Raw genomic sequence first — 12,181 nt, forward strand, 5'->3', positions numbered from 1 at the left:
CGGCGATTCACCGGGTGCGGACGGGAAGGCTGGTGAGCCCCGCGATGAACACCGAAGCCAGGTGGCGGGGCGGTCCGGTCACCTCGACCGTGGTGCAGCGCCGGAAGAGCTCCTCGAACAGCACCCGCAGCGTGAGCCGCGCCAGCGTGGCGCCGAGGCAGTAGTGCGGGCCGTGGCCGAACGCGATGTGTCGGTTCTCCACGCGGGCGACGTCGAAGCGGTACGGGTCGGGAAACACGGTCTCGTCGCGGTTGGCCGAGCCGATCCAGACCGCGACCGCCTCGCCCGCTTCGACCCGGCCCCCGCTGAGCTCGGTGTCCGCCACGGCATACCGGAGGAAGCTGCTGGCCGCCGAAGTCCAGCGGAGACCCTCCTCGACGAGCCGCGGGAGCAGCTGCGGCTCGTCGAGCACGCGGCGCAGCTGCTCCGGGTGCTCCGCCAGGGCGAGCAGGGTGCCCGAAACGGTGTGCGGCGTGGTGGCGTTGGCCCCGAGCAGAATGCTGTAGCAGTTGAAGACGACCTCCTCGTCGGTGAGCGGGACGGCGCCCGCGGTCATGCTCAGGAGGTGGCCGATCAGGTCCTCCCCCGGCTCGTCCTGGTCACGACGGAACTTGACCTGCGCGCCGAAGTACTCGAACAACTGGTGGTGGGCGATGGCCAGGGTCGCCGCGCCGCTGCGCACCCGGAACTCCGGCTCGTCCGGCGCGGCCGCCATCGCGGTCCAGCGCACGAGCTCGCCCCAGTCGGCTTCCGGGATGCCCAGCAAGGCCCCGGCCACCGTCATCGGCAGGTCGTACGCGCGTTCGGCGACGTCCCATTCCCCGCCGTCGAGCCCGGGGGCCAGGAACCGCAGCACGGCCTGGCGGATGCGATCCTCCCAGGCGGCCAGTGTGCCGGCCGAAAGCCGCGCGTTGAGCGGCCGGCGCAGCTCAACGTGCCGGGGCGGGTCGGTGGAGACGAGCATCCGCCCGGCGGACGTGTCGTCGACCCCGAGCTGCGTCAGCACGCTGCCGCGCTCGGAGGTGAAGGCGCGGTGGCCGCCGAGTACCCGGCAAGCGTCGTGATAGCGGGTCACCGAAAGGAAGGACCGGCCGTCCGGCAGCACCTGGCGGCGCAGCGGGGCGCGCTCGCGCATCGCCGCCCACACCGGGTGCGGATCGCCCGCGGCGAAGTACGCCGGGTCGAACAGGTCCACTTCGGTCAGTTCGGAGTCGGTGACGGACCCGGTTCCGGTGCTGATTCTCATGCCGCGGTGAGCGCTTTCCCGATGGTGCCCGCGAGGCCGGCCGGCGTCGGATCGAGATAGAAGTCCACGGGCGAGATCTCCACGCCGAAGCGGCCGGCCAGCTCGCCGATGATCCGCACGCCGGCCAGCGAGTGCCCGCCGAGCTCGAAGAAGTCGTCGTCGGCGCCGATACCGGCGACGCCGAGGTGATCGGTCCACAATGTCGCGACCGCCTGCTCCAGCTCGCTGCCGGGCGCGCGGTACGGGACACTGAGCTCGGGGCGGTCCGGCGACGCCTCATTCGCCAGTGCGACGCGGTCGACCTTGCCGTTCGCCGTCAGCGGCAGCTCGTTGGCGAGCCGGACGCGGGCGGGCCGGGCGTATTCGGGCAGGACGTCCGCGAGCCGGCGCCGAAGGTCCAATGTGGACAGCCGCGCACCCGGCGCGGGGACGACCCAGGCCACGAGGCGCTTCCCGGCGGGGGCGGTCCCGGCGACGACTACCGCGCCGGCGACCCCCGGTAGGTCCGCGACGGCGGCTTCGACCTCGCCCGGTTCGATCCGGAAGCCGCGGATCTTCACCTGCTGGTCGGCCCGGCCGTGGTACTCGAAGACGCCGTCCGGGCGCCGCAGCGCCAAGTCGCCAGTGCGGTACATCCGCCGGCCCGGAATGCCGGTCACGGTGTCAGGCAGGAACCGTTCGGCGGTCAGCGCGGGCTTTCCCCAGTACCCGTGCGCGAGCCCCGCGCCCGTGGCGTACAGCTCGCCAATCGTCCCATCCGGCACCGGCTCGAGGTCTTCGCCCAGCACGTGCGCGCCGGAGCCACGGATCGGGGTGCCGACCGGCACCGGGCCGTCCACCGGCCCGCTCACGCGGTGGCAGCAGGTGAAGGTGGTGTTTTCGGTGGGACCGTATCCGTTGACGACGGTCGTTCCCGGCAACGCGGCCGCCGCCCGCCGCACGTGGGCGGGCGACAGGACGTCGCCGCCCGCGACGAGGTACCGCAACCCGCGCAGGTCGTCCAGGCCGTCGTCGACGGCCTGGTGGAACAGGCCCGCGGTCAGCCACAGCACCGTGACCCCGTGCCGCCGGGCGAACTTCGTCAGCTCCTTTGCCGAAAGGTCGCCCGGCGGGGCGAGCACGAGCCGGGCCCCGTTGAGCAGCGGGCCCCAGATCTCCAGCGTCGAGGCGTCGAACGCGACCGGCGCGTACTGCAGGAAGCTGTCGCCTGCGCCGATCGTCAGGAAGTCGGAGTCCACGACCAGGCGACAGACGGCCCGGTGAGGTACACACACCCCTTTGGGTTCTCCGGTCGAGCCCGACGTGTAGGCGACGTAGGCAATGTCTTCGGCGCGCAGACCGGCCGCGGTGAAACCGTTGCCGGGGTAGTCGAGGTCCGAGCGCACCGGCCGCATTCTGTCCGGGAGGACCACGGCGCGGTCGTCCGGGACGAGAACGATGTCCACACCCGCGTCGCGGAGCAGAATCTCCCGGTGGTGCAACGGATAGCGGTAGTCCAGCGCGAGATATCCGGCGCCCGCCTTGAGAATGGCGAGCAAGCCGACGACCGTCGCGATCCCGCGGCTCGCTTCGACGGCCACCACGTCACCCGGCCGCACCCCCGCGTCGCGCAGCACCCCGGCCAGCCGATCGGAGCGGCCGTCGAGCCCGGCATAGGTGAGCTCACCCCCGTCGCCGCAGATCGCCACCCGGCCGGGCGAGCGCCCGACGATCTCGGCGAATCTGCCGACTACGGTGGTAAAACGGTCAGGAAAAGACACTCTCCACCCCCAGCACCCCGCAGGGCACGACCGCGAACCGAGAATACACACCCATGAGTTCAGCCAGCCGAGGAAGTATTTCCCCAGACGCCAGGAAAGCCCCGGCGCGCACAGCCCCAGCAAATTCCGCGCCGTATTAAATCCCCGGGCAACTTCGTGGGCCACACTACCGGAAAAAACCTCACCAAGACTGCTCCGACCGTGTGACAGCCGCGCCGCGCGAGCGACAGCGGCCTCGGTTCAGGGCCTACGCATCGACCAAAAAGGTGTACCGCCAAGGCCGGATCTGTCACTTCCCGCCGATAGATGGGCGCGCGCCTCATGACCGCCACCTCGCGCGTGGCACCGAAAACACCGATAACGGTGCACATTTTTACCGAATCCTCAGCAAGCGCTTTCTTATCGGGGACGATTCCGCCTTACACAAAGATCACCTCCGAGGAGGGTGCCGGTGTTTGGTGGGCGGAAGCGGCAGGAAGAGCTCGACTGCAGACGCAGCTTGCAACCCTGCGGGCCGAGGTGGTCCAGACCGATGATGCCTGGCCGATGCAGGAGGTGGGGGTCTACCAGTACCGGCACGTGCTCTCCGACGCCGAGGCCTACAAGGCCGAGCTCGAACGGCTGAAGGCCGCCATGAAAGACATGACCCTGGCGAAGTCCGCCGTCGACGCATCGAGCAGCTTCCACTACAACAACTCGCTGACCCAGGGCCGCAAACCGACTACTTCCGACCCGGCCGCACCGTCGACGACCTGTTCAGCGAGTGCCTGGAGGTGGTCATCGAGGGCGCCAAGGCGAAGGTTGGCCCTCCGTCCTGACCGATGTCCTCCATGTGGAGCGTGGCTTCTTCGGTGTGGCGCACGAGGAAGTGGGACATCCGGAGTTCTGCGGAGCGCTGTTTGAACCACCGCCAAGGGCCGGTCGGCAACACCATCACGGTGTGGCCCACCGGCCCTTTTTCGTTTTCCCGGAATCGCTACGCCCCAGGCGATCACGCACCATGACAACCAGGACGAACCCGCGACAGTTGAATACGCGATCTCACCAGTCGGCGACCCCTTCACCCAGGAGCCGACCCGCCCGGAGTTGAAGCGGTTCTTCTTACTCGACGGCGAGGACCGGCGGCGGCTGATCGGCAAGCGCCGTGGTGATCACACGCGGCTGGGGTTCGCTCTCCAGGTCTGCACTGTCCGCTACGTCGGCCTGTCGGGGTCTTCGCCGGTGGTGTTCTGGTCGAGCTTGGTGACCTGGTAGAAGGTGATGGTCCAGCCGGTTCCGGTCTGTTTCAGCAGGGTGCTGAGGTAGACGTTGATTGTGGGGCGGTCGGTGAAGGAGAAGTCGACGTTGAGGTATCCGAGGACGAGGTCGTCGGAGAGGCGCCTGGTCTCCAGGACCTGGTAGCCGGCGGTCAGGCCGGGGGGTTGGGATTCGTAGTAGGCGGCGATGCCGGGACGTCCGACGCTGTAGGGGTGCAGGCCTTGGAAGATGGCGTCGTCGGTGAAGTGGGCGGCGACCTGGTCGGGCTGGTGCTTGTCGACGGCGGCCTTCCAGCCGTCGAGGACGCCGCGCAAGATCGTCTCGCTGTCCGCGGTGTTCTGGTTCAAGGTGGTGCTCCGTGGAAGGAGTGGGTGAGCGTGGTCAGTGACCGGCACTCATGCCGCCGTCCACGTGGAGGATCTCGCCGGTGACGAACGGCGCGTTCTCCAGGTAGACGACCGCCTCGACGACGTCGCGAGTCTCGACCATGCGGCCGACGGGCTGCAGGCCGGCGAGGAACTGGTGAGTCTGCGGGTCGTGCATCGGGGTGCGGGTGGTGCCCGGAGAGACGGCGTTGGCCCGGATGCCGCGAGTGGCGTACTCGATGGCGAGGGACTTGGTGGCGGACTGCAGGCCGCCCTTGGTCAGTGCGGCGAGGACGGACGGGACTCGGGAATCGGGGTTGTCGACGATACTGGCCGTCATGTTGACGATGTGCCCGCCGCCCTGGGCGAGCATCTGGCCGACGGCGAGCTGGGTGAGACGGAAGAACCCGGCCAGGTTGATCCCGGTGACGGTGGCGTAATCCTCGGCGGTGTAGTCGGTGAACGGCTTGGCGACGTAGACGCCCGCATTGTTGACCAGGGTGTCGACGCGGCCGAACCGCTCGAGGGCAGCGGAGATCACCCGTTCGGCGGTGGCCGGGTCGGCGATGTCGCCCTGAACCGCGAGGACGCCCGCGTCCTCGGCCGGGGTGATGGTGCGCGAGGTGGCGATGACCGCGTGGCCGAGCTTGCGGTAGGCCTCGACCAGGCCGGCGCCGATACCCTGCGAGGCCCCGGTGATGACGGCAACCTTCTGATTCTGCATGCTCATGACATACCTCCGGATGTTCGACCGAGCGCGCGCATCGGCTCGGTGACGGGATGGGATGGGATTCCTCGACCTCGGCTGCCGCCGCCGGTCGATTCCTCGGCGGTAGGCCGCACGCGGCGGCGGCGCACCCACCGCGACGGGGCTAGTCGCGGCCCGGCGGTGGCTTGAGCCCGTACCGGGCGATGAGGTCCGGCAGCCAATCGGGGGTGGCGAACTCCAGTCCGTACTCGGCCGCGAGGCGTGCCATCTCCCCTTCGGCGGGCGGGCTGCCTGCAATCAGGTCGGACAGGTCATGGAAGAACCCTTCGAAGCCGCCCGGGGCGATCACCTCGATCATCCGCGCGGGCGTCTTGCTCGCGTTCCACATCGTGTGGAGTTCTCCGCGTGGCTTGGTGATGTATCCACCTGCGCCGAGTACGGCCTCGCGGTCGCCTGATCGGAAACCGATCTCCCCCTCGGTCACGATCGAGTACTCGTCCTCACGGGTGTGCAGGTGCGGAGCGACCAGTGCACCGACGGGGAAGGAGTGTTCCACGATCGACACAGCACCTCCTGTCTCGTGGCTCCAGAGCTTGAAGGCCACTCCGATATCTCCGAGATCCCCCTCCTTTCCCTCTCCCGGTTGCACAATCGTCAGTGGCGGAGGCGTTATGTCGCCCATGGTGACTCCCCCGTTGTTATTGATGTGACTTGCTGGCAATTTGTGCCGCCCCCCGTGGGCCGGCTGGGGTCGTAGCTCGACAGACGGCAGACCGCGTGTTGTGTTGGAAGAACGTCACCTTGCGATAAGCACGGTCTGTCGCGCCGACACAGAGGTGCACTCGTGAGGTCAGCACGGGGCCTAGTGCCGCACGATCAACTTTCGGAGTTACGTTCCTCCTCCTCCGCCTTCTCCTCGACCACAACAGCGTCATGGAAGCTGCGTAGTTCCGCCTCGTAGAGTTCACGCTCTGGCACGTCGTCGCCGTCGGGGTCGGCACTATTTGCGACCTCGGCAAGTTCGAGATCGACCACTTGGTGGAGTTCGTGGATTGCGGGGCTGGGCTTCTCGTTCATCGTTGCTCCTTAACGTCATCGAGGTGGCCCCGAGCCCCCGGCTACTCGGGGCCACGGGTTAGGTGAATCCGCGAACCTGTCGAAGGTCTCCTCTCCAACAGGAACCACCGGGGAGGTCAGGCCGCGTGGACTGACGTAGAGGGTGACCTGCCACCGCCGGTTGACCAGTGGCGCATGCACGAGCCTCCCCGGCCTCACGGCCCCGAAGCTCTCGCTCATGACAGTTGATCTCATCGACTTCCCATTCGTTCTTGCCGAGCTCGGTCCTGCCAACTGGGGTCAAGCGAGACAAAACTGGACCATACAGTCCACTTGATGATACACAGTCCCGTGAGTCGACCCTAAGCCTGATAGATTTGGACCTAAACGTCCACTACGGAGATTCCGCAACGACATCCTCGCTGAGCTGCTGATCGACCGTGGCACCTAGCGCCTCCGGGCACCCCCGGATCATCCTCGGGATCGATGCCTGAGCAGTCCGGGCGGCGATTGACTCTCCACACCACACCACAGCACGAAGGGAACTTTCCGTGGACACGGCTACGAAACCCATGACGACGGTCCGGCAGCGGATCGAGTCGATCGACATCATCCGCGCGATCGCGGTGATGGCGATCCTGCTCGTGAACGTCGGGGCGTACTACGCCACAGCCAGCCCGGGTCACCGACCCGCGCCCGAAACGTCGGCCGTGGACACGGTGGCGAGCGGGCTCGTCGACTTGCTGGTGCTCGACAAGTTCCACTTCATCTTCGCGTTCCTCTTCGGCGTCAGCGCGGCCATCCAGTACGAGAACATGACGCGGCGAGGGAACTTCTGGGCACCTTACCTGCGCCGGATGGGCATCCTGCTTGCGTTCGGCCTGGTGAACCTGACCCTGCTGCACGCACCGGACGTGCTGACCGTGTACGCGCTCAACGGCGCCGTGCTCGCGTTGTTCTTCCGCGCGCCGCAACGAGTTCTGCTCGTCGTCGGCCTCGTCGTGGGACTCGGCGCCGACGTCGCCAGCACCGGCGTCGCGCTCGCGGACCACTACACGGGCGCCGGAATCGGCCAGGTTTCGTGGCTGGCGACAGGCGTCGTGGTCCAGTCGTTCGGCCACACCATGCTCGGGTGCTGGGCGCTGCGCGCCGGTCTGCTGACAGCCGAGCGGCACGTGCCGGCGATCCGGAAGCTCTTCGCGGTAACCGGGATCGCGACGATCGCCTTGTGGGCGTGGACGTTGTCTTTGTCGGACACGAATCTCATGCACGCGCTGGAGGAAAACCTCGCCATCGTGCCGGCCGTCGCGTACCTCAGCGGGCTCGTTCTTCTGCTGCGCTCGGCCCGGCTGCGCGCAGCGTTGCTGCCGCTGCAGCGCTACGGGCGCATGGCGCTCACGAGCTACCTCACCCACGCGATCCTCGGCCTCGCGGTGGTGGGCACTCTCGCTTCGTTCTGGACGATCCCCACTGCGCTGCTTTTGCTGCTGTGCGTGCCGATCTGGGCGGTGCAGCTGGTGTTCAGCCACCTCTGGCTCGCGCACTTCGCCTACGGTCCGTTCGAATGGCTGTGGCGCGCCGGGACGTACTGGACGCGGCCGGCCTGGCGAGTGCGCTGACCGGGTGTGCTGATGCCGCAAGGCCCCGGTCCGCGACGCACCTCGAGTGATTCAGCTCGGCGCGCTCAGCCTGCCGACGTTCCCGCTCGGCTTGGATCTCGGCAGACACCCCCCGAGGGTGCTCCGCGCCGGCTGCCTCGGCGGCCGGGCGGACCGCCGGCGCCGCAGGATGTCGGTGGCGGCGTCGCGCTGGCGGTGCCCGAACCAGCGCACCTCGATCGGCCGCAGCTGGCCGGCACCGGACGGGAGCGCGGCCAGCGCGGACCATCCGCTCTTTCACGACGTCGAACCCATCCGAAGAGAGCTTCCTGGTGTTCATCCGCCGGTCTGCTACCGCAACGTGGTGGGTCCTTACCGCTCGTCAAACCATCGGACGGTCGGCATCGCCAGGCCGATAGTTCAGCCGAGGCAAGTCTGATGAGGACGCCTTCATGTCACCTCATCCACCGGCACCAAGTAAGACAGTCACGCAAGGCGCCGCAAAGTGGAATCCAGCATGTCAAGACCCTCAGCGCAGCCGAACGAAGCACAGGTGATGATCGTGACCAATCCCATCTCGTCGGGACTGCGGGCGCCGGGACTGCCCAGCCTGCCGACGCCGCCATCGGGGTGGCCGATCGGCTCATACGACACCTATGAAGAAGCACAGCGCGCGGTCGAGTATCTGGTCGACAACGAGTTCACAGTCCAGGACCTGACGATTGTCGGCGTCGACCTCATGCTCGTCGAGCGTGTCATCGGCAGGCTCACCTGGGGCAAAGTGCTGGGCACCGGCGTGCTGTCCGGCGCCTGGTTCGGGCTGTTCGTCGGCCTGCTGCTGGGCCTGTTCAACAGCACCAAGGGCATGGCCGCTGCGCCGATGATCGTCGGCCTCGCCGCAGGAGCCCTGTTCGGCGGCGTATTCGCGGCGCTCAGCTACGCCACTGCCCGCGGACGCCGCGACTTCTCCTCTGCCAGCCAGCTCGTTGCCGGCCGCTACGACGTCCTGTGCCAGCCACGCAATGCGGAGAAGGGTCGAGAGCTGCTGGCCAAGCTCGCTCCAGGGGCTCATCGCAGTTGAACGTGGGGGCGAGGCTCGTAACCGCGGTCTTCGAGCAATGATCGCGCGATGGAGTTCGTGCCGTGGCAGAAGCCGAACAGTGAGCCGCGTAGTGCTCCAGACCACTGCAGAGCCGACGCTGAGAGGCGTGTCGCTCGCGACTCTCGGCACGATCGAGACCGACCGCGACGCGGTCGTGCAGCGCCGGTGATCGTGGCTGTCACGAGCGGGCCTTGTGGGGCGATGGGAGTCAGGTGAAGTAGCGCAGCCAGACGTATCCCCAAGCCACGGTCATCCGGGGCATCGCGATGTCGAGGATGGCCAGGTCCGGATTCTTAGCCCGTGCCGCAGCGATCGCTTCCGCGCCGTTTCCGGCTTCGGCGCGAGGAAGAGATCCTCAAACTCGTCGCCGAAGGCCACTCGTCGAAGGCAATCGCCGATCTGCTGTTCATCAGCGCGAAGACCGTCGAGCGGCACCGAGCCAATATCCTCCAGAAACTCGGCCTCAAGGACCGCTTGGAACTCACCCGCTACGCAATACGGGGCGGACTCATCGAAGCCTGAACCTCAACACCTGCCCGGTCAGCGGCGGCCCCGACGAAAGTGGAGGACTGCCGTGGATCTACGCCGGCAAACTCGCCGCCGCACGGCAGTTCCTCACCTACGAAATTGCAGCGCCGAGCACCGCGCTTCAGCGGTGTTGTCCTTGGTGAGACACGCAAGCCCATGCCTGCGCCGCGGGTAGCTCCCGGAGCGGTAAAGCCGTCGAGTCGACGGAGCCACCACGGCGAAGGCTAGGACTCCACGGTGCGCAGACGTGCGCCGGGAACGAGGTGGATCCCGGCTGTCTCAAGTGCAACCCACACAGAGCCAGGTCGCAGGTCAGGTTTCTTGTCCACCACGGTGCCACGACCGCCCGCGTCTACGCCAAAGGCTTCCGCACCATCTCCGACGACGGCCGCTTCGGCAACGACCTCTACCACCTCATCCTCTGGCCCGGCCCCATCGCCGAACCCCACGTCCTCAGGCGCTACCCCGGCCCCCTCCCCGGCGGCTGAGCGTGCCCGACACCCCCAGTCCCGCAACCGGCCAGATCGCCTACCCCGAACTCGACGTCTTCGCCGACTACGGCAGCTTCCTCGTCCAAGACGACACCGCCCGCCCGACACCCAACCGCGCATTCCTGCCACCTTGTTGCGGTGAGCCCAGGTGTGGCGCCACAGGTGCGGGAACATCCGGGCAATCCCGACCTCCTCGGCACGGCGATCGAGCATCGCCCTGATTCCCCACTCGTTCAACGGGCCGAAGCGGCCGAGCCACGCCGCGTTGATGAGCTTGGCGTGTGGGTGGCGCGCGCGTGCGCGGAAGTAACGACGCCAATGCCTCCCCCGTGGCGGGGTTGAGCGGGACGGGACGTGCACGACGCCCCTTGCCCAAGACCCCCATCGAACACACCTCGAAGTCGAAACTTCCCGGATCCCGCTCAGCCGGGTTCGCCGCTCGCAGCGCGCACAGTTCTCCGAGCCGTACTCCGCAGTCGATCAACACCAGCATGATCGCGCGGTCACGAAGCTGCACGAACGACTTGCCCACCGTCGTCGCCAGAAGTGCCTTCAGTTCGTGGTCACGCAAGATCGCCGGCGGGTTGTCCGGGACGGCGGGCACTTCCATTTTGCAGAAGGGCGAGATCTCGATGATGTCTTCGAAGCATGGCGACGCTCTCGAGTACGCATCGATCGTGGAGTCAGCGCGGTTCTTCGCCCTCAGATGCGTTCTCCAGTCCCCGACGAGCGCTCTGACGTCCTCGGGGTCCAGCACCTCCCCAGGTGCCTCGGCGACGGCGATGAGATCAGTCGTACCCGGATAATCCCTTGGGTACCCAGCGCTGTGCTACTTGTTGGCGCCCCGCCAAGAGGCTCACCGAGATCAACTAGTCGCCACGTTTACGCAGGTCAGGGACACAATGTAGACGTGAAGAGTGGGCCGGGTCGGGCTCGAACCGACGGCCAAGGGATTATGAGTCCCCTGCTCTAACCAACTGAGCTACCGGCCCCTCGCTGACACCCAGTTTGCATTAGCACATGAGCCCCAGTTCGCCCCAAAATATCACAGGGCCCCGGGTGAGCCGGCGGAGTAGGCCGAACAGGTTGGTGGTTGTGCCGTGGAGTGGGACGCGTCGTCTAGGTTGCAGGGACGTCGCCGCCACGACCTCGCCCTGGAGGGTTGAGCAATGGGTGCCGCACGCCGTCCGCCCAGGCCGTGGATGGTTCGGCTGGCGCTGGTGGACGCGTTGGCCATCGGGATCGCCGTCGGGTTTCTGGGGCGGCACTACCGGGACGCTCTGGTCGAGCACGCTGGGGTGATCAGTTTCGGCGTGCTGGTCGTCGTCGCCGCGGGGGTTCTGGTGCGGCTGGTGGTGCGGAACCTGAGGAGGGCTTCGGGGCGACAGGACGCGATTCTCGTGGACGAGCTGCCGAGGAGGCCGTCGCCTGCGCCGCGCTGAGTGCACAGCCGAGCTGAAGCAGACAGGTCAGCTGCCGCCACCCGCGCTGGTGACCGTGCAAACCTCGTTACCGTCCGTGACGCATTGGGCTTCGCCGGCTTGCCCGAGCGGGCCGGCGACGGGCCCACCGCGATTTCCTGCCTGACCCGGCGAATTTCCCTCGTGAGGAGCGAAACCGGTGCGTCGCCGCTCCGCCACGGGCTGTCAGCCGGGCCCACGAAGCTCACCCGAACGCCGCCTCGCGTGAAAAAGCCGTGGGCCCAGGAAAATCACGGGACTTGGTGCATGGAAACCACGTCGAGGCCCAGGACGCGGAACAGGCTCAGCAAGCGGTGCAGGCGTTCCTCGTCGGTGACGTGGCAGTAGATGATCGTTTCCGGTGGAGCGGCGGCGACTTCCAGCTCGCCGAAGTCGACGACGGCGTGGGCGGCGCGGTCGGACAGGCGGCCGGAGACGCGGAACACGTAGCTGGACTGCGACACCTGAGCCTCCCGTCTGGCCCTTCGAGCGCCCCTCGTCGCCACGGTCGCGCGTGAGCGGGTGGGCGTCCTCGCCCGTGCCGGATGAGCTCGTGTTCGGGCGGTGGGCGTGCGACAGTGGGTGACTGCGGGGTCGGAGGGAGAAGAG

13 protein-coding genes and 1 tRNA gene are annotated in these 12,181 nt (G+C 67.5%); 5 read left to right on the forward strand and 9 right to left on the reverse strand.

All coding sequences use genetic code 11. The annotated features are described in order from the left end of the window. Positions 1-7 precede the first annotated feature (7 nt). Entirely contained in the window at positions 8-1,246 is a 1,239-nt protein-coding gene (locus K1T34_RS01485; RefSeq protein ID WP_220242512.1) for a cytochrome P450, read from the reverse strand. Then, entirely contained in the window at positions 1,243-3,006 is a 1,764-nt protein-coding gene (locus tag K1T34_RS01490) for a non-ribosomal peptide synthetase (protein ID WP_220242513.1), read from the reverse strand. Before K1T34_RS01490 ends, K1T34_RS01485 begins: the two co-directional genes overlap by 4 nt. Positions 3,007-4,092: 1,086 nt before the next feature. Here K1T34_RS01490 and K1T34_RS01495 point away from each other — a divergent pair. Then, positions 4,093-4,260, forward strand: coding sequence for a DUF4158 domain-containing protein (locus tag K1T34_RS01495; RefSeq protein WP_255638232.1), 168 nt, complete (start codon positions 4,093-4,095; stop codon positions 4,258-4,260). On the opposite strand, the gene K1T34_RS01500 is transcribed toward K1T34_RS01495, so the two are convergent. From K1T34_RS01500 to K1T34_RS01520, 5 genes are all read right to left on the reverse strand, one after another. Then, the gene (locus tag K1T34_RS01500; RefSeq protein WP_255638233.1) at positions 4,200-4,610 is read right to left on the reverse strand and encodes a nuclear transport factor 2 family protein; all 411 of its coding nucleotides are present in this window, start codon (positions 4,608-4,610) and stop codon (positions 4,200-4,202) included. The genes K1T34_RS01495 and K1T34_RS01500 overlap by 61 nt on opposite strands. A 34-nt stretch (positions 4,611-4,644) precedes the next feature. Then, the gene (locus K1T34_RS01505) at positions 4,645-5,358 is read right to left on the reverse strand and encodes an SDR family NAD(P)-dependent oxidoreductase (RefSeq protein ID WP_255638234.1); all 714 of its coding nucleotides are present in this window, start codon (positions 5,356-5,358) and stop codon (positions 4,645-4,647) included. Between the two features lie 142 nt (positions 5,359-5,500). Then, a complete protein-coding gene (locus tag K1T34_RS01510; RefSeq protein ID WP_220242514.1) occupies positions 5,501-6,019 on the reverse strand; it encodes a cupin domain-containing protein in 519 nt (172 codons plus the stop codon). A 194-nt stretch (positions 6,020-6,213) separates the two neighbouring features. Continuing rightward, positions 6,214-6,414, reverse strand: a complete 201-nt coding sequence (locus tag K1T34_RS01515; RefSeq protein WP_220242515.1) for a hypothetical protein — start codon at positions 6,412-6,414, stop codon at positions 6,214-6,216. Between the two features lie 15 nt (positions 6,415-6,429). Continuing rightward, positions 6,430-6,648, reverse strand: coding sequence for a DUF5996 family protein (locus tag K1T34_RS01520; RefSeq protein ID WP_220242516.1), 219 nt, complete (start codon positions 6,646-6,648; stop codon positions 6,430-6,432). Between the two features lie 296 nt (positions 6,649-6,944). On the opposite strand from K1T34_RS01520, the gene K1T34_RS01525 reads away from it, so the two are divergent. From K1T34_RS01525 to K1T34_RS01535, 3 genes are all read left to right on the forward strand, one after another. Then, positions 6,945-8,012 (forward strand): DUF418 domain-containing protein, encoded by a 1,068-nt coding sequence (locus K1T34_RS01525; RefSeq protein ID WP_220242517.1) that lies wholly within the window; start codon positions 6,945-6,947, stop codon positions 8,010-8,012. Positions 8,013-8,547: 535 nt separating this feature from the next. Beyond that, complete coding sequence (locus K1T34_RS01530) at positions 8,548-9,072, forward strand: general stress protein (RefSeq protein WP_220246937.1); 525 nt, start codon at positions 8,548-8,550, stop codon at positions 9,070-9,072. Positions 9,073-9,393: 321 nt separating this feature from the next. After that, entirely contained in the window at positions 9,394-9,615 is a 222-nt protein-coding gene (locus K1T34_RS01535; RefSeq protein WP_255638236.1) for a response regulator transcription factor, read from the forward strand. Between the two features lie 1,415 nt (positions 9,616-11,030). Here K1T34_RS01535 and K1T34_RS01540 read toward each other — a convergent pair. Continuing rightward, positions 11,031-11,104 (reverse strand) — tRNA-Ile (locus K1T34_RS01540). A gap of 177 nt (positions 11,105-11,281) precedes the next feature. Here K1T34_RS01540 and K1T34_RS01545 point away from each other — a divergent pair. Continuing rightward, complete coding sequence (locus tag K1T34_RS01545; RefSeq protein ID WP_220242518.1) at positions 11,282-11,554, forward strand: hypothetical protein; 273 nt, start codon at positions 11,282-11,284, stop codon at positions 11,552-11,554. A 269-nt stretch (positions 11,555-11,823) separates the two neighbouring features. Here the strand turns inward: K1T34_RS01545 and K1T34_RS01550 are convergent, their stop codons facing one another. After that, entirely contained in the window at positions 11,824-12,036 is a 213-nt protein-coding gene (locus K1T34_RS01550) for a hypothetical protein (RefSeq protein WP_220242519.1), read from the reverse strand. Between the last annotated feature and the right edge of the window lie 145 nt (positions 12,037-12,181).

This window comes from Amycolatopsis sp. DSM 110486 (assembly GCF_019468465.1).
Taxonomy (GTDB): domain Bacteria; phylum Actinomycetota; class Actinomycetes; order Mycobacteriales; family Pseudonocardiaceae; genus Amycolatopsis.

Bases quoted from the DNA above. Each gene is read 5' to 3' on its own strand.
- K1T34_RS01485 (WP_220242512.1), bottom strand. From the start codon at position 1,246: ATGAGAATCAGCACCGGAACCGGGTCCGTCACCGACTCCGAACTGACC.
- K1T34_RS01505 (WP_255638234.1), bottom strand. From the start codon at position 5,358: ATGAGCATGCAGAATCAGAAGGTTGCCGTCATCACCGGGGCCTCGCAG.
- K1T34_RS01510 (WP_220242514.1), bottom strand. From the start codon at position 6,019: ATGGGCGACATAACGCCTCCGCCACTGACGATTGTGCAACCGGGAGAG.
- K1T34_RS01515 (WP_220242515.1), bottom strand. From the start codon at position 6,414: ATGAACGAGAAGCCCAGCCCCGCAATCCACGAACTCCACCAAGTGGTC.
- K1T34_RS01520 (WP_220242516.1), bottom strand. From the start codon at position 6,648: ATGAGATCAACTGTCATGAGCGAGAGCTTCGGGGCCGTGAGGCCGGGG.
- K1T34_RS01530 (WP_220246937.1), top strand. From the start codon at position 8,548: ATGATCGTGACCAATCCCATCTCGTCGGGACTGCGGGCGCCGGGACTG.
- K1T34_RS01545 (WP_220242518.1), top strand. From the start codon at position 11,282: ATGGGTGCCGCACGCCGTCCGCCCAGGCCGTGGATGGTTCGGCTGGCG.